This is a genomic window from Streptomyces regalis, assembly GCF_001509475.1.
Classification (GTDB): Bacteria; Actinomycetota; Actinomycetes; order Streptomycetales; family Streptomycetaceae; genus Streptomyces; species Streptomyces regalis.
Window position 1 is genome coordinate 1 of sequence record NZ_LLZG01000382.1, and the last position, 23,941, is coordinate 23,941.

At 71.5% G+C, this 23,941-nt stretch carries 17 protein-coding genes; 5 read left to right on the forward strand and 12 right to left on the reverse strand.

The features are described 5' to 3' along the window. Together ADL12_RS38415 and ADL12_RS38420 are read right to left on the reverse strand one after the other, a co-directional pair. Positions 1-846: TerD family protein (locus ADL12_RS38415; RefSeq protein ID WP_167364457.1), on the reverse strand; the 846-nt coding region annotated here is incomplete at its 3' end. Between the two features lie 153 nt (positions 847-999). Further along, a complete protein-coding gene (locus ADL12_RS38420; protein WP_062711731.1) occupies positions 1,000-1,596 on the reverse strand; it encodes a M48 metallopeptidase family protein in 597 nt (198 codons plus the stop codon). A 350-nt stretch (positions 1,597-1,946) separates the two neighbouring features. Here ADL12_RS38420 and ADL12_RS38425 point away from each other — a divergent pair, with 350 nt between their 5' ends. Then, entirely contained in the window at positions 1,947-3,101 is a 1,155-nt protein-coding gene (locus tag ADL12_RS38425; RefSeq protein WP_244188203.1) for a TOMM precursor leader peptide-binding protein, read from the forward strand. Continuing rightward, complete coding sequence (locus tag ADL12_RS38430) at positions 3,094-4,464, forward strand: ABC1 kinase family protein (RefSeq protein WP_062711738.1); 1,371 nt, start codon at positions 3,094-3,096, stop codon at positions 4,462-4,464. The genes ADL12_RS38425 and ADL12_RS38430 overlap by 8 nt, the downstream gene beginning before the upstream one ends. Positions 4,465-4,470: 6 nt before the next feature. On the opposite strand, the gene ADL12_RS38435 is transcribed toward ADL12_RS38430, so the two are convergent. The 5 genes from ADL12_RS38435 to ADL12_RS38455 all read right to left on the reverse strand — a co-directional run bounded on the left by ADL12_RS38435 (position 4,471) and on the right by ADL12_RS38455 (position 8,371). Beyond that, positions 4,471-4,680 (reverse strand): hypothetical protein, encoded by a 210-nt coding sequence (locus tag ADL12_RS38435; RefSeq protein WP_062711741.1) that lies wholly within the window; start codon positions 4,678-4,680, stop codon positions 4,471-4,473. Positions 4,681-4,817: 137 nt separating this feature from the next. Continuing rightward, positions 4,818-5,141: a hypothetical protein gene (locus ADL12_RS38440; RefSeq protein WP_062711744.1), complete on the reverse strand. Its 324-nt coding sequence runs from the start codon at positions 5,139-5,141 to the stop codon at positions 4,818-4,820. Beyond that, positions 5,138-5,506 (reverse strand): WhiB family transcriptional regulator, encoded by a 369-nt coding sequence (locus ADL12_RS38445; protein WP_031479359.1) that lies wholly within the window; start codon positions 5,504-5,506, stop codon positions 5,138-5,140. Before ADL12_RS38445 ends, ADL12_RS38440 begins: the two co-directional genes overlap by 4 nt. Positions 5,507-5,680: 174 nt before the next feature. Continuing rightward, entirely contained in the window at positions 5,681-6,007 is a 327-nt protein-coding gene (locus ADL12_RS38450) for a hypothetical protein (protein WP_062711747.1), read from the reverse strand. Between the two features lie 165 nt (positions 6,008-6,172). Beyond that, positions 6,173-8,371: an ATP-dependent DNA helicase UvrD2 gene (locus ADL12_RS38455; protein WP_208614701.1), complete on the reverse strand. Its 2,199-nt coding sequence runs from the start codon at positions 8,369-8,371 to the stop codon at positions 6,173-6,175. 185 nt (positions 8,372-8,556) lie between these two features. On the opposite strand from ADL12_RS38455, the gene ADL12_RS38460 reads away from it, so the two are divergent. After that, the gene (locus tag ADL12_RS38460) at positions 8,557-8,799 is read left to right on the forward strand and encodes a mycoredoxin (RefSeq protein ID WP_062711754.1); all 243 of its coding nucleotides are present in this window, start codon (positions 8,557-8,559) and stop codon (positions 8,797-8,799) included. A 78-nt stretch (positions 8,800-8,877) separates the two neighbouring features. Here the strand turns inward: ADL12_RS38460 and nudC are convergent, their stop codons facing one another. The 5 genes from nudC to ADL12_RS38485 form a co-directional block, all read right to left on the reverse strand. After that, positions 8,878-9,819: an NAD(+) diphosphatase gene (gene nudC, locus ADL12_RS38465; protein WP_062711757.1), complete on the reverse strand. Its 942-nt coding sequence runs from the start codon at positions 9,817-9,819 to the stop codon at positions 8,878-8,880. Positions 9,820-9,975: 156 nt separating this feature from the next. Continuing rightward, positions 9,976-11,388 (reverse strand): dipeptidase, encoded by a 1,413-nt coding sequence (locus tag ADL12_RS38470; protein WP_062711811.1) that lies wholly within the window; start codon positions 11,386-11,388, stop codon positions 9,976-9,978. A gap of 10 nt (positions 11,389-11,398) precedes the next feature. Continuing rightward, entirely contained in the window at positions 11,399-14,926 is a 3,528-nt protein-coding gene (locus ADL12_RS38475) for an ATP-dependent helicase (RefSeq protein WP_062711760.1), read from the reverse strand. A gap of 100 nt (positions 14,927-15,026) precedes the next feature. Next, positions 15,027-18,350 carry an ATP-dependent helicase gene (locus ADL12_RS38480; protein ID WP_062711763.1) on the reverse strand — a complete coding sequence of 1,108 codons (3,324 nt, stop codon included), beginning with the start codon at positions 18,348-18,350 and terminating at the stop codon, positions 15,027-15,029. Between the two features lie 258 nt (positions 18,351-18,608). Further along, a complete protein-coding gene (locus ADL12_RS38485) occupies positions 18,609-19,016 on the reverse strand; it encodes an MGMT family protein (protein WP_062711814.1) in 408 nt (135 codons plus the stop codon). Between the two features lie 186 nt (positions 19,017-19,202). Between ADL12_RS38485 and ADL12_RS38490 the strand changes: the two genes are divergently transcribed. Together ADL12_RS38490 and ADL12_RS38495 are read left to right on the forward strand one after the other, a co-directional pair. Beyond that, the gene (locus ADL12_RS38490) at positions 19,203-22,046 is read left to right on the forward strand and encodes a lysylphosphatidylglycerol synthase domain-containing protein (RefSeq protein ID WP_062711765.1); all 2,844 of its coding nucleotides are present in this window, start codon (positions 19,203-19,205) and stop codon (positions 22,044-22,046) included. A gap of 229 nt (positions 22,047-22,275) precedes the next feature. Beyond that, positions 22,276-23,823: an alpha/beta hydrolase gene (locus ADL12_RS38495; RefSeq protein ID WP_062711767.1), complete on the forward strand. Its 1,548-nt coding sequence runs from the start codon at positions 22,276-22,278 to the stop codon at positions 23,821-23,823. The last annotated feature ends 118 nt before the right edge of the window (positions 23,824-23,941 follow it).

A 23,941-nucleotide genomic window follows, 5' to 3' on the forward strand; every position in this document is an offset into this window, starting at 1 on the left:
GCCGTACGGCGCGGGGGCCGGGGCGGGGGGCGGCGGGGCACTGCCGGGCGGCGTCATGGGCGCGACGATGGTGGGCTGGGCGGGCACCGACGGCGCGGGCGCCGGGGCCGGAGGCGGCGGGGTGGCCCCCGGTGGGGGCGCGAAGCCCTGCGCGGCTGCGGGCTGCGGAGCCGGTGCAGGGGCGGGCGCGGGGGCCGTGGTCGCGGGAGCCGGGGCGCCGAATGCGGGCGGCGCGGTCGCCTGGGCGGGCGGTGCGAAGCCAGGAGTCGCACCTGCCTGAGGCTGCTGGGGCTGCGGCGGGGCGGCGGGCGTCTCCTCCTCGGCGACCTCGCCACCGAAGTTCCTCAGCAGCGCATCGAGGCCGCCGTCGAAGCCCTGCCCGACGGCCGCGAACCGCCACACGTCCTTGAGGTAGAAGTCGCCCAGCATCACGGCACGTTCGGTGGAGAACTCCGAACCGTTGAAGGCGTATCGGGCCACCTCCTCGCCGCCGGCGACGATGCGGAGGTATCCGGGACTGATCTGCGACATCTGTCCGGCGCCGTCGATCGTCGCCGTGAAGGACAGCTTCTGGATCTGCGGGGGGATCTTGTCGAGCGTGACCCGGAAGGACTCCGTGTCGCCGGCCTGGGCGCCGAGGAGCTGGATGGACTCCTCGGGGGACTTCGGCTGGTTGAAGAAGACGAAGTAGCGGTCGTCCGAGAGCCGTTCGTCGGCGTCGAGACCGAAGCAGCTGATGTCGAAGGTCAGCCCTGGGGCGCTGATCTGCACACCTACGTACAGATCCGTGCCCGCGGTGAGGTCACTGATCCTGGCCTTGTGGCCGCGTTGGAATTCCCTGGCCATGCGTAACGACCGTCCCCCATCCCGAATGTGAGTGCGTCGCGCCAGGCTAACGGCAAACTCCGACATCGGACGAAGCCGGTACAGACCCGGTACACAACCCGCGCCCAGCCGTACCGGAAGCACTGTCTCCGGGGTGTCTTCCTCAGGGAGCGGTCACTCGCCGCGCGCGCCGGGCACATGGGGCAAGCGCTCGGCGGCAACCACTCCTTCCAGGTAACCCTTCGCCCGCTCGGTGCGGGGATACCCCTCCAGCAGCCGCCAGAAGCGGGGCCCGTGTCCGGGCACCAGGAGATGCGCGAGCTCATGGAGGAGGACGTAGTCGACGACGTACTCGGGCATGCCCTGCAGGCGGTGCGAAAGACGGATGCTGCCCTCGGCCGGGGTGCACGAGCCCCAGCGTGTGTTCTGATTGGTGACCCAGCGGACCGAGCTGGGCCGGGCACGGCCGTCGAAGTACTGGGCCGACAGTTGCTCGGCACGCTCGGCCAGTTCGGAGTCGCCGAGGACCTGCTTGCTCTCCTGGGCGGCAAGCTTGTCGAGCATGACGTTCACCCAGCGCTGCTCCTCGGCCTCGGACATCCGGGCGGGGATGAGCACGACGGTGCGATCGCCCTCGCGGTACGCCGAGACCGTCCGGCGGCGCCGGGCGCTCCTGCGGACCTCGATCGCGCTCGCCCCCGAGCCGCTCGTCGGCGGGCTCGTCGTACTGCGCTGTGGCGTTCCGGCGCGGTGCAGTGGGTCGGCGGACACGCCCCGACGTTACCCGCTGCACATGGGGGAAGTCCCGACTCCGGGACGGTTCGATGCCGATCCCCCACCATGCGTTTGATTTGTACGACGAATATCCACCACCTGTGGACAACTTTCGGCACGGGGCGGCGCGTAGGGGCATGCTGGCAGTCATCGGCGGAGCTACGACCGAGCTCCACCGGCACACGGGGACGTTCCACGACGGCTACGGGGGCCTGTTCATGCAAGCGACGGATTCGACAGTTTCGGCAGGTTCAGCAGTTCCGGCGGATACGACGGCTCCGCGGGCTCCGGCGGTGAAGCCCGCGCTCAGGCGCGGCTGGCGGGATCTCAATACCGTGCAGTTCGGGATGACTCCGGCACACGCGCTGACGCTGGGCCCGATGGACACGGCTACCGGCAGTTTCCTCGACCTGCTCAACGGCACCCGCGGACTGGACCTGCTGCGCGAGGAGGGCCGCCGTATGGATCTGCCGGACGGTCATGTCGAGGGGTTGGTACGGCGACTGGCGCGGGCCGGGCTGCTCGACGACGCGAAGGGAGGCGGTCCGGCCGCCGACACCCTGCGCCGCAGGAAGGAGGTCCTGGACCGGCTGCGCCCCGATCTGGCCTCCCTGTCCCTGACCACGTCCGAGCCGAGCGAGGCGATCGACCGGCTGGCTGCCCGCCGCTCACTGCGCGTGCAGGTGCGCGGGGCCGGCCGGGTGGGTGCGGTGGTGGCCTCACTGCTGTCGGGCGCGGGGGTCGGCGAGGTCGACGTGCGCGACGTCGGCCGTGTCGAGCCGTGGGACGTGGCGCCGGGCGGGCTGCCCGCGGAGGCGGTCGGCGACCGCAGGGACGAAGCCGCTCGACGGGCCGCACGCCGCTCAGCGCCAGACCGCCCGCCGCGCCGCGGCCCCAAGGCAACTCCAGGGGAGGACGGCGCGGGCCACTCCCTGGTGATCATCGCCCCACGGGACGACGTCGCCGTGCACGCGCCCTCCCCGTCCGCCGCCGAACCCCTCATCACGTCCGGTACGCCCCATCTGTACGTCGGCGTCGTGGAGGGAACCGGCGTCGTAGGCCCGCTCGTCCTGCCCGGCGAGACCGGCTGCGCAGGCTGTCTGAACGAGGGGCGCACCGACCGGGACCCGGCCTGGCCCCGCCTGGTCGCGCAGTGGCGCTCGGGCTCGGGGAGGACGCGTGATGTGCGACCCTGCGATCTGGCGCTGGCCACCACGGCCGCCGGACTGGCGGCCGCGCACGCCCTCGCCTTCCTGGACGGCCGGATTCCGTCGAGCGCGGGTGCACGCTGGGAAGTGTCCCTCCCCGGTCTGAACTGGCACGCCCGGCCGGTGTGGGCACATCCCGCATGCCCGTGCGGCGCCACGGAGAAAGGTGAGGGAGAACACCCCTCCGAGGACGAGGGGTCGCACGAGACAATGACGGAGCAAGGGCCGTCGAAGGAGTTACGTCGTAAGGCAGACGCGCAGCGGCTGGCTGGGACCTGGAGGGCGCATGTCTGATCTTCCCCGCAAGGCGGTCACCCGTACCGCCAAGCTCGCCGCGCTCCCGCTCGGCTTCGCCGGGCGGGCGACCTGGGGCCTGGGCAAGCGGATCGTCGGCGAGTCCGCGGAGATCGTCGGGCGCGAGCTGCAGCAGCGCACCGCCGAGCAGATGTTCAAGGTGCTCGGCGAGCTCAAGGGCGGCGCGATGAAGTTCGGGCAGGCCCTGTCCGTCTTCGAGTCGGCCCTGCCGGAGGAGATCGCCGGCCCCTACCGCGCGGCGCTCACAAAGCTGCAGGAGGCGGCGCCTCCGATGCCGACGCGCACCGTGCACACGGTGCTGGCGGATCGGCTCGGCGAGGACTGGCACAACCTGTTCCTGGAGTTCGAGGACAAGCCCGCCGCGGCGGCCTCGATCGGCCAGGTGCACCGGGGGGTATGGCACGACGGCCGTGAAGTGGCGGTCAAGGTGCAGTACCCGGGAGCCGGCGAGGCCCTGCTGTCCGACCTGAACCAACTGAGCCGGTTTGCCCGACTGTTGGGTCCGCTGATTCCCGGCATGGACATCAAGCCGTTGATCGCGGAGCTCAAAGACCGGGTCTCCGAGGAACTGGACTACGGCCTGGAGGCCCAGGCCCAGCAGGCGCACGCGGAGGAGTTCGCCGACGATCCGGACGTCGTCGTGCCGGCGGTGGTCCACCAGAGCGAGCAGGTCCTGATCACGGAGTGGATCGACGGCGTCCCGCTCTCCGAGGTGATCTCCGACGGCACCCAGGAGCAGCGCGACCGCGCCGGCCAGCTGCTGGCCCGCTTCCTCTTCTCCGGTCCGGCCCGCACCGGCCTGCTGCATGCCGACCCGCATCCCGGCAACTTCCGCCTCCTGCCGGGCGGCCCGGACGGCGAGGACGACTGGCGGCTCGGCGTCCTGGACTTCGGCACGGTGGACCGCCTCCCCGGCGGCCTGCCGACCCCCATCGGCGACTCCCTGCGCATGACCCTGGACGGCGAGGCGGAAGCCGTCTACGAACTCCTCTGTGTCGAGGGCTTCGTCAAGGAGTCGATAGACCTGGACCCCGACGCCGTCCTCGACTATCTGCTGCCGATCATCGAACCGGCACAGGTCGACGAGTTCACCTTCACCCGCGGCTGGATGCGCAGCCAGGCCGCCCGCGTGGCCGACCCCCGCTCCCCCGCCTACCAACTCGGCAAACGGCTCAATCTGCCCCCGGCTTACCTCCTTATCCACCGGGTGACGTTGAGCACGATCGGGGTGCTGTGCCAGCTGGGCGCGAGGGTACGGCTGCGCCAGGAACTGGAGGAGTGGCTGCCGGGGTTCGTGCCGGAGGAGATGACGGACGAGGAGGAGTCGGCGGCGGAGGCGTGAGCGGCCCTACCACCAGGCCGAGTCCAGTCGCCCCTCGATCGCCCTGAGGTTCTCGCGGGAGCATGTGTCGCAGATGTAGTGGCGGATGCCGTTCTCCACGGAGCAGGTCCAGGTGGGCTGCGGGGCCTTGGCCTGGGTGCCGCAGCGGGCGCATACGAGGGGCTGGGGCTCCGTGGCGGAGCCGCCGTTGTCACTGCCTCCGGGAAGACTCGTCACTCGCCGACGATAACGCCGCCGCTGACCGATCGGCGGGCACAACGCACCGCGGGGGCCGGTCCGTTCGTACAGACCGGCCCCCGCGGGGAATCACCGCTCCCGAGTCGGGAGAGCACCACCGCTTGGCGGTTGGGCGGTTACTGCATGACTGCCATGGCGAGCGCACGGCGGGCGCGCTGCGAGGCGCGCTCGGCCCGGCGCTGCATACGGCGAGCGGTCGCCAGGCGCACGGCCCGGCGTTCCTGCTCGGCCGCGTGCTGCCGCTCGTGCATATGCGCACGTGCCAGGGCTTCTTGGATGAGTTGCATCTCTCGGTTCCTGTTCTGACGCGAGTCGTTCGCGCCACTCGTGGTGAAGTCTTCAGGCGCGGAGCCTGCGAGTTCGTGGGTGGACGGCTTCATCGGGGCCTGCTTCTGGGGGTCGTGCGTGAAGGGGCGGTCGATCGTTCCTGCGGTGTTCATGCCGTGACCGGGTTCTTGCGCGGGCGACCACGGGGCCGCTTCCGGGCGACGACGACACCCTGGACGAACAGCTCGCCACCCCAGACGCCCCAGGGCTCACGCCGCTCCTTGGCGCCGGCGAGGCAGGCCTCCATCAGCGGGCAGGTGCGGCAGAGGGACTTGGCGTACTCGACGTCCGCCGGCGACTCGGCGAAGAAGACCTCCGGGTCGTAGGAGCGGCAGGGGACGGGTACGCCGAGGTTCTCGATGGCGTCGTCGAGCGCGGTGAGCGCGGTGAGCGGGGTCAAGGTGGAGTCCTCCGTGAGGCCGGGCTTGGGGATCACGTCTGAAGGCGGTACGGACGGGGCGTGCGCTTCGAGTTGCACGGTTCGTCTTCCTCGTCTGGTCGTTCCGGCCCTGTTGGACCGGGTGGCGGCTGGTACCGGGTCTTTTCTTGCCCGAGGCCCCTTCGCTCCGTCATCCCCGTTGGAGGACAAACAGAAGGGCCGCGGATCCCGGATGGGGTTCCGCGGCCCTGAAGGCGCCGGCCTGATCGACAATCAGGCTGGATCACTCCAGGGTTCTGGCCCACGGAAGGCCCACATCTGGTGGTGCTGCGTCGTCTGCTTCCGGAATCCGGCACCGGTCGCCGTAAAGGCATAGGCCTTGGCCTGTGCCATTACTGCCGCTTCCAGTGCCTTGGTCGGTCGCTCATTGCCCTCGCGGACAGGGAGACCCGCGAGAGACAGGGCGGACGCCGGACGCGCGGCACGAATGCCGGACAGACCGGTGCCCGGGTTGGAGACGCCGAGCATGCACAGGGAGGCGACGACCGAGCGATCGGTCATTTTCACGATGCTGATGGAGCTGGTGTTGATGCTGATCACTGGACTCGCCTCCTCTCGGCGTCTAAGGGGACTGGGGTGAGCCAGTCCGACGGGTATGCAAGTAGAACACGGAATTGGGGCCTCCGAGAAGGCCTCCGTTCCCGTGGCTAAGAACCTATGGGGATTGCTGGGGCATGCGCAAACTATTTTTTCGACGAGTTCGTGTCATTCCCCGCCGGCGCCCTCCCCAACCTCCTGGCCTGCACAGATGGCCAGAACATCGGATCCGTAGCGCTCAAGCTTGCGCTTGAGGACACCGGAGATGCGGGACAACTCAACCGGACTGGTTGGCTCCGCTTCGGCGATGGCCATCAGGGTCCTGTCCGTGAAGATGCAGAAGTCCGGCTGCCCGCTGAGTCGCGCCTGGACCGCACGCCACTCGCGGAGCCGCTCGTAGAGACCCTCGTCCATGTCGGAGGGACAGTCCTCGCATCGCATCAGCTTCATCTCACCGGCGTCGGTGAGCGTGCGCCCGCAGACGCGGCACCGGGCCGGGGCGCGCTGTGTCCGTCTCGGGGCGGCATCCGGTCTGCTCGTGAAGCCGCGCTCGACGCCTGCGGAGCCGCCGCCGACGGCGGTGCGTCCGGCGGTGGCGGTCGAGCCGGGGCGCAGTCCGTCGAGGAAGCGGCTGGGGCGGCGGTTGGGCCGGCTGCCGGGCGCGCGGCTGAGGGCCCAGGAGACATGGAGGTGCTGCCGGGCGCGGGTGACGCCGACGTACAGGAGGCGGCGTTCTTCCTCGATCTGCTCGTCGGTCTTTGCGTAGGTGATCGGCATCATGCCCTCGGCGACACCGACCAGGAACACGACGTCCCACTCCAGGCCCTTGGCCGAGTGCAAAGAGGCGAGGGTGACGCCCTGGACGGTCGGGGGGTGCTGGGCGTTCGCCCGTTCGTCGAGTTCGGCGACGAGGTCGGCGAGGGTGGCGCCGGGTTTGGCCGCGGCGAAGTCCTGGGCGAGGTTCACCAGGGCGGCCAGGGACTCCCAGCGCTCTCTGACGGCGCCGGACCCGGCCGGCGGCTCGGTCGTCCAGCCCTCTCCCGACAGCACGGCACGTACCTGCGAGGGCAGGTCTACGGCGTCGTCGAGGAGCGAGTCGTTGCCGCCGAAGCGGGCCGCGCCGCGCAGGGCGATGCCCGCCTTGCGCACCTCGGGACGGTCGAAGAACCGCTCGGCGCCCCGCAGCTGGTAGGGGACACCCGCGTCGGCGAGGGCCTGCTCATAGGTCTCGGACTGGGCGTTCGTACGGAACAGGATGGCGATCTCGCCGGCCGGGACGCCTGAGTCCATGAGTTCCCGGATGCGGCGGGCGGCGCCCTCTGCTTCGGCTGGCTCGTCGGTGTAGGCGGTGTAGACGGGCTCGGGGCCCGGGTCGCGCTGGGAGATCAGCTCCAGCCGGTGGTCGGCGGCGCGGCCCTGGGCCTGGGCGAGCAGGCCGTTGGCGAGGTGGACCACCTGGGGGGTGGAGCGGTAGTCGCGGACCAGCTTGACGACGGTGGCACCGGGGTGGCGGATGCGGAAGTCGAGCAGATGGTCGGGAGTTGCTCCTGTGAACGAGTAGATCGTCTGGCTGGCGTCGCCGACCACGCACAGGTTGTCGCGGTCGCCGAGCCACAGCTCCAGCAGGCGCTGCTGGAGCGGGCTGACGTCCTGGTACTCGTCGACGACGAAGTGCTGGTACTGGGAGCGGACCTGGTCGGCGATGTCGTGCCGGTCCTGGAGGATGCCGACGGTGAGCAGCAGGACGTCCTCGAAGTCGATGACCGAGCGGTCCCGCTTGAGGTCCTCGTAGACGTTGTAGATCTGGGCGATCTCGGCCGGGTCGCGGGGGGCATCGCGGCCCGCCTTTGCGGCGGCGAGCGGATAGTCGGCGGGGACGGTCTGGGTGACCTTGGACCACTCGATCTCGGCGGTGACATCCCGCAGCTCGTTCCGGTCGAGGCGGATGCGGCAGGCGGCGGCCGCGTCGACGACGAGCTGGATCTTGCGGTCGACGAGCCGGGGCAGGGAGCCGCCGACTGCTTTCGGCCAGAAGTACTGGAGCTGCCGCAGGGCGGCCGAGTGAAACGTCCGGGCCTGGACTCCGGCGGCGCCCAGCTGGCGCAGTCGGCCGCGCATCTCTCCCGCGGCGCGGTTCGTGAAGGTGACGGCGAGCACGCTGGAGGGCTGGAGGATGCCGGAACGCACCCCGTAGGCGATGCGGTGGGTGATCGCCCGGGTCTTGCCCGTGCCGGCGCCCGCGAGCACGCACACCGGACCGTGCAGGGCGGTGGCCACCTCGCGCTGCTCGGGGTCGAGCCCTTCGAGCACCGCGTCGGCCGAGTCCGGTACCTGCGGGAAGAGGGGGGAGTGCGTTGCTGCTGTCACACGGCCATGCTGCCAGGTCGCCGGAGACGGCTGTGCCGGTTGTCCACAGGCAGGCACTGATAGTCGTACTAATGCGGCAGGCATCACGTGGCCGGGCATACCCCGGGCGGGAATGGCGCCCCAGTCGCGTACGTTCCCTCCCCGGACGACCTGTTCCCCCGAGCTACCTGAGGAGCGCGCGAGACATGCAGGGCACTGTGACGATGTACAGCACCACGTGGTGCGGCTACTGCCAGCGGCTGAAGAAGCAGCTGGAGCGCGAGGGCATCGCGTACACCGAGATCAACATCGAGCAGGACCCCGAGTCCGCGGTGTTCGTCGAGAAGGCGAATGGCGGAAATCAGACGGTCCCGACCGTGCTCTTCGCGGACGGTTCGACGCTGACGAACCCGTCGCTGGCTCAGGTGAAGCAGAAGATCGGCGTGTGATCGACACGCTTGAAGAGGGTGGCGGCCCCGAGTCGGGGCCGCCACCCTCTTTTCTTTTTCCTATGACGTCCTCGGCACTCAGACGCTGCGCGTAGGCAGCGGCTTGCCGTACCAGAGCTCGATCAGGCGGGCCGCGATCGAGATGCCGTACGGCGGCAGGACCTCGCCCGAGTCGAAAGCGGCGCGCAGTTCCTCGCGGGAGAACCAGCGGGCCTCGTGGATCTCGTCGCCGTCGACATTCACCTCGGTGGAGGTGGCGCGGGCCATGAAGCCCAGCATGAGGCTGGACGGGAAGGGCCAGGGCTGGCTGGCGACGTACTCGACCTGGCCGACGCTGACACCGGCCTCCTCGAAGACCTCGCGGCGCACCGCCTGCTCGATGGACTCGCCGGGCTCGACGAAGCCGGCAAGTGTCGAGAAGCGGCCCTCGGGCCAGTGGACCTGGCGGCCGAGGAGGATGCGGTCGTCCTCGTCGGTGACGGCCATGATCACAGCGGGGTCGGTGCGCGGATAGTGCTCGGCGCCGCACGCGGGGCAGCGGCGGATGTGTCCGGCCGCTGCGATGACGGTGCGTTCGCCGCAGCGGGAGCAGAAGCGGTGGGTGCGCTGCCAGTTCTCCAGGCCGACGGCGTGCACCATCAGGCCCGCATCGCGCGGCGACAGCAGCAGGCCCGCCTCGCGCAGGCCGGCCGGGCGCGCGGACTGGTCGATACGGCCGGGCAGCGCGTCCTTCTGGAGGGCGAAGTAGCTGACGCCGTCCTCGTCGATGCCGAGGAAGTAGCGGTGCGCCTCGGTGAGGGGGGCCTCGAACGAGGGGGTCATGACGACTTCGGTGCGCCCGTCCGCCGTCTCGTCGATGAGGACCTGGCCGCCGGAAACCACGAAGCAGCGGGTCGTGGGGTGGCTCCACGCCGCCGCGAGCCATGCCTCGTCGAGCCGGTGGTGGGCGGCGCGGTCGATGCCGCTCGGGGCGGTGAGCGAGATGGGTCGGTCGGCGGTGTGGTCGGTCCAAGTGGTCACAGGTGCTTCCAACTCCCCCAGTGGAACGGTGTACTTCGGCGGGCGGATCGGCGGGACGTAGGACAGGAGGCGACCGGGTGCGGCAGGGCTCGGCGGTGCGGGGCGGCCTTCTCAGTGTGCCCTGCGCGCGAAGCCGCTCCGGACGGCCGGGGGCGCTCAGGGCGCATGGCGCCAGTTCGCGGCGAGGTCGCCCCACAGGTATGCGGTGGTCTCGACGCCTTTGAGGAGCAGGTCGAGCTCGACCTTCTCGTTCGGGGCGTGCCAGCCGTCGGAGGGGACGGAGATGCCCAGGAAGAGCACGGGTGCCCCGAGGACGTCCTGGAGGTCGGCGGCGGGTCCCGAGCCGCCTTCGCGCGTGAAGCGGACGGGCTTCTCGAAGGCGCGGCCCATGGCGCGTACGACGGACTGCAGGGCCGGGTGGTCCAGCGGCGTCAGGCACGGGCGCGTACCCGCCGAGAACGTGATCTCGCAGCGGATGCCGGCGGGAATCTGCTCGGCGGCCCAGGCGCGCACCACCTTCTCGATCTGGTCGAGGTCCTGTCCCGCGACGAGCCGGAAGGAGAGCTTCACCATGGCGGAGGACGGGATGATCGTCTTGCTGCCGGGGCCCTGGTAGCCGCCACCGATGCCGTTGACCTCGGCGGTGGGGCGGGCCCAGATGCGCTCCAGGGTGGTGTGGCCGGCCTCGCCGTGGGTGGCGTACGACTTGGCGGTGCGCAGCCACTGCTGCTCGTCGAACGGCAGCTCGGCGAGGAGCTCGCGCTCGCGGTCGGTCAGTTCGACGATGCCGTCGTAGAAGCCGGGGATCGCCACGCGCGCGTGCTCGTCGTGCAGGGCGGCGACCAGGCGGGCGGCCGCGGTCGCGGGGTTGGGCACGGCGCCGCCGAAGGAGCCGGAGTGGATGTCCTGGTCGGGGCCGTACAGCCGGATCTCGCACTCGGCGAGGCCGCGCATGCCGGTGCACACCGTGGGGGTGTCCTCGGACCACATGCCGGTGTCGGACACGATCACGGCGTCGGCTGCGAGCCGCTCGGCGTGCTCCTCGACGAGGGCGCGGAAGTGCGGAGAGCCGGACTCCTCCTCGCCCTCGATCAGCAGCTTCACGTTGACGGCCGGCGCGGTGCGGCGCGTGGTGGCGAGGTGGGCGCGGACGCCGAGTGTGTGGAAGAACACCTGGCCCTTATCGTCGGCCGCCCCGCGCGCGTAGAGACGCCCCTCGCGGACGACGGGCTCGAAGGGCTCACTGTCCCAGACGTCCTCGCGGGCGGCGGGCTGCACGTCGTGGTGGCCGTAGACGAGGACCGTGAGCGCCTCGGGGTCGTCGGAGGGCCACTCGGCGAAGACGGCGGGCGCGCCCGGGGTCGGCCAGACCTCGGTGGTCGGGAAGCCGGTCTCCTCGAGCTTGGCGGCGAGCCAGTCGGCGCTGCGGCGTACGTCGGGCGCGTGGTCGGGCTGGGCCGACACGGACGGGATGCGCAGCCACTCGGCGAGGTCGTCGAGGAAGGCGACGCGGTGCTGCTCGATGTACGCGCGGACGGCGCTGACGTCGCTGTCAACGGGATGGCTCATGGTCACGAGCCTATCGGCCCGCACCGACATCCTCGGTGGGCGGTTCCTCACACTCCGGCTCCGCGCCCGGCTCCTCGGTCAGCAGCCGCTCCAGTGCGGCCCGGCCCGGCAGGTCCTGCGGGCGTACGACCTCGCCGCTGCGGACGTACAGGAACGCGGCGTTGACCGACTCCAGGGGCACGCCCTGCTGCTCGGCCCAGGCGAGCCGGTACAGGGCGAGCTGGAGCGGATCGGCGGTGCGGGTGCGGTTGGTCTTCCAGTCGACGATCTCGTACGTCGCCCCATCGCCGTCGCTGTCGCCGTCCCTGTAGACGGCGTCGATACGCCCCCGTACGACGCGGCCGGCGATCGCGAGCTGGAACGGGGCCTCGACCCGGTACGGCGTGCGGTGTGCGTACTCGGTGCGCTCGAAGGCGTCCTTGAGGGCCTCCAGGTCGCGCTCGTCGGCGATCTCCGACTCGCTGCCGGGCAGGTCCTCCGGCTCCAGCATGGGCAGCGTCAGCTCTTCGAAGCGGGCCTCGACCCAGGCGTGGAATCGGGTGCCCTGGCGTGCGGCGGGTTGTGGAGGGCGCGGCATGGGGCGCGCGAGTTCCTGCGTGAATCCGTCCGGGTCGGCGGCCAGTCGCATGAGCTGGGACGCGGTCAGCGACGCCGGCAGCGGTACGTCGGTGACGCTCGCGCGGGCGCGCAGGAGCTCTCCGGTAAGGGCGTCGAGGTCGCGGTCCCAGGAGGCGATGGTGCGCGCTTCCTCCGGGGTGAGGGGTTCCGGCTCCGTGGGGTGGGGACGTGCCGGTGGTTCGGCGGGGGGCTCCGGGGATGTCGCCTGGTGCGGGACGGTCGGGCGATCCGGGCGGTCCGTGGTCCAGGAGTCCCAGTCGTCCGGGCCCTCCTCGGAGAAGGGTGCGCCTTCGAAGTGCTCGTCCTCGGCGGAGAAGTCCTCAAAGAGCGCTTCGTCGTCATCCGGTGGCGGAGGCCAGTCCGGATCGTCGTACGTGTCCGGGTCGTGCGCCGCGGCAGGGTGGCCGTCCTCGTGGGAGGTGAGGTTCTCCAAGTGGGCGAGGACCGTCTCGGCGGCCGCGCGGCGTCGCGCCAGGGCGGCCGCGTCGAGGGGCAGGGGCCAGATCTGGTCGGCGGTCTCCCGGTGCAGGGCCGGGTTCGCCTCGTCCTCGGCGGGCTCGTCGGCCCACGCCTCGATCTCGCCGTAACCGGCCGCGCAGTGGTCGTACAGGGCCTGCAGGAAGTCGGAGGGGCCGCGGGGCTTCTTCTGGCTCGGGCCCCACCAGTGGCCCGAGCCGAGGAGCAGGGAGCGGGGGCGGGTGAAGGTGACGTAGCCGAGGCGGAGTTCCTCGGTGTGCTGGTGGTCCTTCATGGCCTCGTGGAAGGCCTTCAGGCCGCGGGAGTCCCAGGAGGCGACGTCGGGGAGCGTGTCGGCGTCGCCGCGCAGCTCGTGCGGGAGCACCTTGCCCTGGGCGGTCCACTTCTCGCGGCCCTGGGTGCTGGGGAAGGTTCCGGTGACCAGGCCGGGGACGGCGACGACGTCCCACTCCAGGCCCTTGGACTTGTGCGCGGTGAGCACCTTGACGGTGTTCTCGCCGCCGGGCAGGGCGTTGTCGAGGCCCTTCTCGTACTGGGCGGCGGTGCGCAGGAAGGCGAGGAAGGCGAGCAAGGTCGCCTCGTTGTCGCCGGCCGCGAACGAGGCGGCGATGTCGAGGAAGTTGGACAGGGTCTCGCGGCGGCGGGCGGCCAGGGCGTGCGGCGAGGCCGAGAGTTCGACCTCCAGGCCGGTGACGGCGAGGACGCGGTGCAGGACGTCCATCAGCGGGTCGGACAGGGAGCGGCGCAGGTCCCTCAGTTCGGTGGCCAGGCGGGCGAACCGCACGCGCGCGTCCGGCGAGAAGGGCAGGCCGTCGTCGTCCCCGTCGCCGTCGAGCGGCGTCTCCAGGAACGTGTCGAGGGCGTCCGCGAGCGAGATCACCTCGGCGGGGTCGACCCCCTCGACGGCCTGGGCGAGCCGGCGGTCCGGGTCGCCGTCGCCGTCCACGCGTGCGTGGGACACCAGCAGCCGGGCGCGACGCCCCAGAAGGGCGAGGTCGCGCGGGCCGATGCGCCAGCGTGGGCCGGTGAGGAGGCGGACCAGGGAGGCGTTGGCTCCGGGGTCCTGGAGGACCTCGCAGACGGCGACCAGGTCGGCGACCTCGGGCAGGTGCAGCAGCCCGGACAGGCCGACGACCTCGACGGGGACGTCCCGGGCGACGAGCGCGCCCTGGATCTCGGCGAAGTCGGTCGCCGTACGGCACAGGACGGCGATCTCGCCGGGCGCCTTCCCCGTGTTCACTAGGTGGGCGATGGAGTCGGCGAGCCAGTCCATCTCCTCGGCGTGGGTGGGCAGCAGCGCACAGCGCACGGTGCCGTCGCGCTCGGCTCCGGGGGCCGGGCGGAGGGCCTCCACGCCCGCGTGCATGGCGCGCAGGGGCTCGGCGAGGCCGTTGGCAAGGTCGAGGAGGCGGCCGCCGCTGCGGCGGTTCTCGCTGAGCGCCTGGCGGGTGGCGAGGCGGCCGTCGGGGTGGGCGAAGTGCTCGGGGAAGTCGTCGAGGTTGGCGACGGAGGCGCCGCGCCAGCCGTAGATCGCCTGGCAGGGGTCACCGACGGCGGTCACCGGGTGGCCGGTGCCGCCTCCGAACAGGCCCGCCAGGAGGACGCGTTGGGCGACGGAGGTGTCCTGGTACTCGTCGAGGAGGACCACCCGGAACTCGTCGCGCAGGATGCGGCCCACCTCGGGGATCCGAGCGAGCTGCGCCGACAGTGCGATCTGGTCGCCGAAGTCGAGCAGGTCGCGCTCACGCTTGGCGGCGCGGTAGCGGACCACCAGCTCGGCGAGTTCACGGCGGGCGGCAGCCGTCTCGGGGACCTTGCGCAGATCGGCGTTGGTGAGCTTGGCGCCCTGCAGGGTGAGCCGCAGCTCGGCGTCGTACGCGCGCAGGGCCTCGGGTCGTACGAGGTGCTCGGCGAGCTCGGCGTCCAGGGTGAGAAGGTCGCTGACCAGGTCGGCGAAGGAGCGGGTGAGGGCCGGGTACGGGCCCGGGGACTCGCGCAGCACCCGCGCGGCGAGCTGGTAGCGGGTGGCGTCGGCGAGCAGGCGGGACGTCGGTTCGAGGCCGATGCGCAGGCCGTGGTCGGTCAGCAGGCGGCCGGCGAAGGCGTGGTACGTCGAGATCACCGGCTCGCCCGGCGGGTTGTCCGGGTCGATGACGTCGGGGTCGGTGACGCCGGCCTTGACGAGCGCCTTGCGGACGCGCTCGGCGAGTTCACCGGCCGCCTTGTTGGTGAAGGTCAGGCCGAGGACCTGCTCGGGGGCGACCTGGCCGGTTCCGACCAGCCACACCACACGCGCCGCCATCACCGTCGTCTTGCCCGATCCGGCTCCGGCAACGATCACCTGCGGGGCGGGCGGCGCGATGATGCACGCCGTCTGCTCCGGAGTGAACGGGATGCCGAGGAGCTCCTTGAGCTGATCGGGATCGGTGATACGGGCGGACACCTCAGAGAGGCTAGCTGCGGCCACTGACAGTGGAGGCCCGATCGGCCTTCGGGCCGTAAGAAGCGCAGGTCAGCACGGGAGGTGCGATCGGTCACTCCGGTTACTCGACCACCTGCCGCCCCTCGGCCCTCGCACTGCACGACGCCCGGAACGCGCAGTGCGTGCAGTGCTGGCCCGCGCTGGGCGTGAACCGTTCGTCGAGAACCTTGCCGGCCGCCGTGGCCAGCAGGTCGCCGACCCACTCCCCCTCGGGACCGTCCAGGGGCTCCTGGCCCTGCACCTTGGGCAGGGTCTCACCGCCGTCCCGCTTGGCGGCGCCCTGGCGCAGCTGAACGAGCTCGGCGCCGCCCGGCTCCGGACGTACGCCGTCGAAGGCCTCGTCGACGGCGCCCTCGCGGACGGCGAGCTGGTAGACGGCGAGCTGCGGGTGGCGGGCCACCTCGGCGGCGCTGGGTGCCTGCTTGCCCGTCTTGAAGTCGACGACGTAGGCCCGCCCATCGCCGTCGGCCTCGACGCGGTCCATCTGGCCGCGGATGCGGACCTCCACGTCGCCCGCTTCGAGGGTGACGTCGAAGTCGTGCTCACTGGCCACCGGTGTACGTCCCGCGCGGTCCATCACGTGCCACTTCAGGAAGCGTTCGAGCGCCACGCGCGCGTTGTCCTTCTCCTGTGCCGACTTCCACGGCGCGTCGAAGGCCAGCGCGTTCCACACGGAGTCGAGACGCTCCATGAGGACGGCGAGGTCGGCCGGGGTGTGTCCGGAGGCGACCTCGTCGGCGAGGACGTGCACCACGTTGCCGAAGCCCTGGGCGGCGGTCGCGGGTGCGTCGGCCTTCACCTCGCGGCCCAGGAACCACTGCAGGGCGCAGGTGTTGGCGAGCTGGTCGAGGGCGCTTCCGGAGAGCACGACGGGCTGGTCGCGGTTGCGCAGCGGCACCTTGGACTCGGTCGGCTCGAACATGCCCCACCAGCGGTAGGGATGCGCGGACGGCACCAGCGGGCGGCCCTCCTCGTCGGCGAGCGCGGCGAGCCGGGCCAGTCTGCGGGCGGCGGCCTCCCTGAGAGTGTCCGACGCGCGCGGGTCGACCGTCGTCGCCCGGAGTTCGGCGACGAGCGCTGCGACGGCCAGCGGGCGGCGCGGGCGGCCCGTCACGTCCCTCGGCTCGACGCCGAGTTCGGTCAGGAAGCGGGAAGGTTGATCGCCGTCGTCGGCCGGGGCCTTCACCGCCGTGACGACGAGGCGTTCACGCGCGCGTGTGGCGGCGACGTAGAACAGGCGACGCTCCTCCGCCAACAGCGCCCCCGGGGTGAGCGGTTCGGCGAGTCCGTCACGGCCGATGCGGTCGGCCTCCAGGAGGGAGCCGCGGCGGCGCAGGTCCGGCCACAGTCCCTCCTGGACGCCCGCGACCACGACCAGCCGCCACTCCAGGCCCTTGGAGCGGTGCGCGGTCATCAGGCGCACGGCGTCGGGGCGCACGGCACGCCGCGTGAGGGTGTCGGCGGCGATGTCCTCGGCCTCGATCTCCTCCAGGAAGTTCAGGGCGCCCCGGCCGCCGGTGCGCTCCTCCGCGCGGGCCGCGGTCGCGAACAGTGCGCATACGGCGTCGAGGTCACGGTCGGCGTTGCGTCCGGCCGCGCCGCCGCGGCGGGCGGCCCGCTCCAGGCGCGTGGGCCACGGCGTGCCCTCCCACAGGTCCCACAGCGCCTCCTCGGCCGTACCGCCGCCCGCGAGGCGCTCACGGGCCTTGCCGAGCAGCGCGCCGAGGCGCTGGGCGCCACGCGCGTACGTGGGGTCGTGCACCGCGAGGCGCTCCGGCTCGGCCAGTGCCCGGGCGAGCAGCTCGTCCGAGGGCGGCGGCAAGGGGTTGCCCGCGGCCCGCTCCTCGTCGCGCAGGGCTCGCCCGAGGCGGCGCAGGTCGGCGGCGTCCATGCCGGCGAGAGGGGAGGCGAGCAGGGTGAGGGCGGTCTCGGTGTCGAGCCAGGACGGCTCCGGCTGGTCGGTGGAAGCCTCGTCCTCGGGGCGTACCGAGGCCTCTGCCGTGGCCACCGCCCGCAACGCCGTCAGCAGCGGTGCCACCGCCGGCTCGTGCCGCAGCGGCACGTCGTCGCCGTCGATGTCCAAAGGCACCCCGGCCGCGGTGAGCGCCCGGCGCATCGTCGGGATCGTGCGCGAGCCCGCGCGCACCAGGACGGCCATCTCGCCCCAGGGCACGCCGTCCTCCAGGTGCGCTCTGCGCAGCATGTCGGCGATGTTGTCCAGCTCGGTGCCGGGCGTCGGGTACGTGAAGGCCTCGACGCGGCCGCCCTCGCGGACCGCAGCGAGCTCGCGATGGGCGCGTACCTTCTCCGCCGGGAGCCGGGTCAGCGGCATGCGCTGGGTCAGCAGCCGGGTCGCGGTCAGCAGGGCGGCGCCGGAGCGGCGGGAGGTGCGCAGGACCTCGACGGGCGCGGGGCGGCCGTCCGCGCGCGGGAAGGCGTGCGGGAACTCCAGGATGCCGTTCACGTCGGCGCCCCGGAACGCGTAGATCGACTGGTCGGGGTCGCCGAAGGCGACGAGGGTTCGGCCGCCGCCGGCGAGGGCGTGCAGCAGCCGTACCTGGGCCGGATCGGTGTCCTGGTACTCGTCGACGTACACGGCGTCGTACTGCGCGGCGAGTCGCTCGGCGGCCTCGGGGCGGCGGGCGAGGAGCACCGCGCGATGGACCAGTTCGGCGTAGTCGAGCACGCCCTGCATGTCGAGCACGTCGAGGTACTCGGCGAGGAAGGACGCCGCGGCGCGCCAGTCGGGGCGGCCGATGCGGCGGGCGAAGGCGTCCAGGGCGTCAGGGCCGAGGCCCAGCTCTCGGCTGCGGGCGAGGACCGCGCGGACCTCGTCGGCGAAGCCGCGGGTGGTCAGGCAGGCGCGCAGCTCGTCCGGCCAGCGCACGTCGGCCAGCCCGAGCCGCTCCAGGTCCGGCTGGCCCGCGAGCAGTTCCCGTACGGTCACGTCCTGCTCGGGGCCGGACAGCAGCCGCAGCGGCTCCACGAACAGGTCACTGTCCTGGTGGGCGCGGACCAGGGCGTAGCAGAACGAGTGGAACGTGGTCGCCTGGGGCGCGCGGGCCGCCCCTATGCGCAGCGCCATACGGTCGCGCAGTTCGACGGCGGCCTTGCGGCTGAATGTCAGCACCAGAATGCGCTCGGGGTCCCCGCCACGGGCGATACGCGCCGCCACGGACTCGACGAGCGTGGTGGTCTTTCCGGTGCCCGGACCTGCGAGAACGAGCAGCGGGCCGGTCGCGTGGTCAACCACGGCGCGCTGTGCGGCGTCCAGATGAGGGGGAGCCACCCGGACCGGAGGGGTACGCACCAACCGGTAAGCGCCACGGGTCCCCTGTCGCACCTGGGGGTGCGACAGGCGCCTGGTGGAGAAAGAGGAGCTCACGTGGTTCGCCGGTCCTGGTGGTTGTGCTGGTGGGACGCCCCCTCGCGCGTGCGGGGCGGTGGCCGCGGGGTGAGGGGGACACGCGCAGCCGACGCTACGCCGACGGATGGTGCGGAAGCAGGGCTTCCGATTCATCCCTCGGGGCACTCGTGGCGCGTGGGTCCCTCGTCTCACGAACGTACGTCATGCCACGGATGTGCCCCGCTTCCCCCGTACGGATCACAGGTCACACCGAGGGCCGTCCGATGGCGGAAGCTGTCAGGTGTGACCCTGTGCGCGTTCGCCGCCGTCCCACCGCGCCCGCCTCATGTCGAGGCGCGGCAGGTGGCCCTCGGCGGCCCTGCTCACCTCCTTCAGGGGCGTGCCCTCGGCGCGGTAGTGGCCGAACGCTCTCAGCTCGTGGCCCGGCAGCAGGACCCCGTCCGCGCGGACCACCCGCCACCACGGGACGGCTCCCCCGTAGAGGGCCATCACCCGGCCGACCTGCCGGGGCCCGCCTTCCTCCAGCCACTCCGCGACGTCCCCGTACGTCATGACGCGGCCCGGCGGAATCAGCTCGGCGACCTCGAGGACCCGCTCGGCGTACTCCGGCAGCGCGTCCGCGGACTTCGGGTGGGCGTCGTCGCAGTCCGGACGGGCGTCGTGCGGAAGGCTCTCCTCGCTCATCCGGCCCATCCTGCCCCATTCCACCGACAATGTGACGGGCTCGCCACTGTGCGCTTGCCTCGCCCCGGGGCGGAGCTTCGGGCAGACTGTGCGCCCCCGCATTTGCACCCTGATGCCCCCGTGTGTCGGTGGGGCATGCCACCATCGTGCGGGCGGTGACTGGTGATACGAGATCAAGAAGAGACGATGAAGCAACAGGGTGTGCACCCGGAGGACGCGATGAGCACCTCTGACGCTTCGTCGCGCCCGGACACCGCGAACGCCGGCAAGAAGGACACCGGCGAGAGCGACAGCGACAGCGACAAGAAGGACGAGGTCAAGAAGGGCGAGGCCAAGAAGGACGAGGTCAAGAAGGACGCCGACACGAGCGACGCCGGCCGGAAGGCGGTCGAGGGGAAGGCGCCGTACGACCTCGAAGAGGTGCACGTCGACGAGGTCGAGGGCGACGAACCGCTGCTCCCCGCGCGCGTGCACCGTCCGTCCGACCTGATGCGGCTGCTCGTGGGCGTGCTGGGCATCGCCCTGCTGCTCGCGATCGCCGCGTTCGCGCACGGCACCACCTCGGGTCTCGAGCAGGACATCAACAAGGGCACCGGCCAGGCGCCCGACGTGTTCAGCAAGATGGCCGGACTGGTGTCGAGCATCGCGATCCTTCTGGTGCCCGTCGCCTTCGCGATCGAGCGGCTGATCAAGCGGGACGGGCTGCGCATCGCCGACGGCGTCCTCGCTGCCGTCCTCGCGCACGGGGTGACGCTCGCCACCGACCTGTGGGTCGCGCGGGCCGCCCCTGAGTCCATCCGGGACGCGCTCACCCAGCCGTCGCCCGGCGACGTCGGCACCCTCACGGACCCGGTGCACGGCTATCTCGCGCCGGTCATCGCGTACATGACGGCCGTGGGCATGTCCCGCAGGCCCCGCTGGCGTGCGGTGCTCTGGGCGGTCCTGGTCCTGTACGCCTTCTCCATGCTGGTCACCGGCTACACCACGCCGTTCTCGATCCTCCTGACGCTGCTGATCGGCTGGGCCGTCGCCTACGGCACGCTCTACGCGGTCGGCTCGCCCAACGTCCGTCCCACCGGACGGACCCTGATGGCGGGCCTTCGGCACGTCGGCTTCCGCCCGGTGAGCGCGGCCCGTGAGGAGGTGCCCGACACCCAGGAGACCACCACCGACCGCGGTCGGCGCTACTTCGTCACCCTTGAGGACGGCCCGCCGCTGGATGTGACGGTGGTCGACCGGGAGCAGCAGGCACAGGGCTTCTTCTATCGCGCGTGGCGCAATCTGACGCTGCGCGGCTTCGCCACCCGCAGCAGCCTCCAGTCGCTGCGCCAGGCCCTGGAGCAGGAGGCGCTGCTCGCCTACGCGGCCATCGCGGCCGGTGCCAACGCGCCCAAGCTGATCGCGACCTCCGAGCTCGGCCCGGACGCCGTGATGCTCGTCTACGAGCACACCGGCGGGCACACCCTGGACTCGCTGTCGGACGAGGAGATCACCGACGAGTTGCTGCGCGGCACCTGGCTCCAGGTGAAAGCGCTGCAGTCCCGGCGGATCGCGCACCGCAGGCTGGTGGGTGACGCGATTCTGGTGGATCGTTCCGGCAAGGTGATCATCATCGACCTGCGCATCGGCGAGATCGCGGCCAACAATCTGCTGCTGCGCATGGACATCTCCCAGCTGCTGGTGACGCTCGGCCTCCGGGTGGGCGCCGAGCGCGCGGTGGCCTCGGCGGTGGGCGTGCTCGGCCCCGACGCCGTGGCCGACTGTCTGCCGATGCTGCAGCCCATCGCCCTGAGCCGCTCCACGCGCGCGACGCTGCGCAGACTCGCCCGGGAGCGGGCCCAGCGCGAGCGCGAGGCCGTACTGGAGGCGTCCCGGCTCGCGAAGCACGCCCGCAGCGAGGAAGCCGCGGGCGACACCGGGGCCGCACTGAACAAGCCGGACAAGCCGGATAAGAAGACCGTGCGGGCGCAGGCGCGGGCCGAGAAGCGGGCCATCGACGAGGCTCTGGACGAGGCCCGCGAGGAGGATCTGCTCACGCAGATCCGCCACGAGGTGCTGCTGATCAGGCCGCAGGCACCGGTCGAGCCTGCCCGCCTGGAGCGGGTGCGGCCGCGCACGCTGATCAGTTTCATCGCCGGTGCCATCGCCGCGTACTTCCTGCTGACCCAGCTCACGCACATCGAGTTCGGCCCGCTCATCGCCAACGCCCAGTGGGGCTGGGTGGCCGCGGCCGTGCTGTTCTCTGCGTGCAGCTACTTCGCGGCGGCGATGGCGCTGCTGGGCTTCGTGCCCGAGCGGGTGCCGTTCCGGCGGACCGTGGCGGCCCAGGTCGCCGGGTCGTTCGTGAAGATCGTCGCGCCGGCCGCGGTCGGCGGCGTCGCCCTCAACACGCGCTTCCTGCAGCGCGCGGGAGTGCGGCCGGGGCTCGCGGTGGCAAGTGTCGGCGCATCACAGCTGTTCGGGCTCGGCTGCCACATCCTGATGCTGCTGGCCTTCGGCTATCTGACCGGCACCGAGAAGACGCCGTCGCTGTCGCCGTCCCGGACGGTCATCGCGGGTCTGCTGACGGTGGCGGTGCTGGTGCTCGTGGTGACCTCGGTGCCCTTCCTGCGCAAGTTCGTCGTCACGCGCGTGAGGTCGCTGTTCGCGGGCGTCGTGCCGCGCATGCTCGATGTGCTGCAGCGACCGCAGAAGCTGGTCACCGGCATCGGCGGCATGCTGCTGCTGACCGCCTGCTTCGTGATGTGCCTGGACGCCTCGATCCGGGCCTTCGGCAGCGAGGGCACCTCGCTCAGCCTCGCCAGCGTGGCCGTCGTCTTCCTCGCGGGCAACGCGCTCGGCTCGGCGGCCCCGACCCCGGGCGGCGTGGGTGCCGTGGACGTGACCCTGACCGTCGGTCTGATCGCGGTGGGCCTGCCCAGCGAGGTCGCCGCGCCCTCCGTGCTGCTCTTCCGGATGCTGACGCTGTGGCTGCCGGTGCTGCCGGGCTGGCTGGCATTCAACCACTTGACGCGCAAGGGCGCGCTGTAGCGCTAGGCGTTGTGCAGGGGGCCGCGAGGTCTCGTCGTACGCGAGATCTCGTCGCAGGAGGTCCTGTCGTACAGAAGGTCTCGTCGAGCGGAAGGTCTCGTCGAGCGAGGAGCATGGCGCCGTACGTTGTGGCCGTACGTTGTAGGGGCACGGAACAGGTGAGGCACCGCGGTCCCTCGTACGGCTCGCGCCCCGAGCGCCCCACCACGTCCGACCGCAGGATGGGACCATGCCGAACCCTCCCCGGATGCGCGCAGCCGCCCTGACCGCCACGGCCCTGCTGGTGTCCGCCCTGCTGGCGGGCTGCAGCGACGACGACTCCGGGGACGAGGACCTGACGGCCCAGGAGCTGAACTGGAAGGACTGCCCGGCCCCCTCCCAGGCGCAGGGCGGCGGGGGCAGCCCGTCACCTCTGCCGGACGATGGCACCTGGCAGTGCGCCACGATGAAGGCACCCCGCGACTGGGACGACCCCAAGGGCGACACGATCGACATCGAGCTGATCCGGGTGCGGACCAGCAGCGAAGAGAACCGGCGCATCGGCTCACTGATCTTCAACTTCGGCGGGCCCGGCGGCTCGGGCGTCACCAGCCTGCCCTCCTTCGCCGACGGGTTCGCGAAGCTGCGCACCCGCTACGACCTGGTGAGCTTCGACCCGCGCGGGGTCGGCCGCAGCGAGCCCGTGCGGTGCGAGAACGACCAGCAGCTCGACGCCTACTTCCAGCAGGACGCGACGCCGGACGACGCCGACGAGCGGACCGAACTGATGGACAGCGCCAAGGAGTTCAACGCGGCCTGCGAGAAGAACTCCGAGGGGATGCTGCCGCATGTGACCACCACCGAAGCGGCCCGTGACCTGGACCTGATGCGCCAGGTCCTCGGCGACGACAAGCTGCACTACTTCGGCATCTCCTACGGCACCGAACTCGGCGGCGTCTACGCCCACTTGTTCCCCAGGAACGTGGGACGCGCCGTCTTCGACGCGGTTGTCGACCCGACAACGGACCCCGAGCAGAACGCGCTCGCGCAGGCCGCGGGCTTTCAGCTCGCGCTGGACAACTTCGCCGAGGACTGCACCTCCAAGACCGAGGGCTGTCCGATCGGCGACACCCCCCAGGACGTCAAGGACCGCATCGCCAAGCTGCTCAAGGGCCTCGACAGCAAACCGATCCAGGGCATCTTCCCGCGTGAGCTGACCCAGACGACCGCGACCTCCGGCATCCTGCAGGCGCTGTACTCGAAGAGCTTCTGGGAGTACCTCGCCCAGGGCCTGGTGCAGGCGTACGACGGTGATGGCAGTGCCCTGATGCGGCTGGCCGACGCGAGCACCGGACGCCGTGAGAACGGCGAGTACAGCAACATCGTCCCGGCCAACGTGGCGATCAACTGCGCCGACGACAAGCCCCGTTACACAGCCGAGGACGTGGAGCGGAGACTGCCCGAGTTCCGGGCCGCCTCGAACCTGTTCGGCGACTCCCTGGCCTGGTCCATGCTCAGCTGCACCGACTGGGCCGTGGCGGGCGCCGCCGACCATCCCGAGGTCGGCGCGCCCGGCTCGGCGCCGATCCTCGTCGTGGGCAACACGGGCGACCCGGCCACGCCGTACGAGGGCGCCCGGAAGATGGTCCAGGCGCTGGGCAAGGGGGTGGGCGTCGAGATGACGTACAAGGGACAGGGACACGGGGCGTACAACAGCAAGAACAAGTGCGTGCAGGACGCGGTGAACGGTTATCTGCTGGACGGGAAGGTGCCGGCGGCGGGCACCGTCTGCTCCTGAAGGCGCGCAGGTAAGCGACAAATCAGCAGGTCAGAGAGTTATCCACAGGCCGCTACGGCCCTTTCGTGATCCGCCTACTATGGCCTGACCGCCATCCGCGGCACGGTGCGGACGGCCT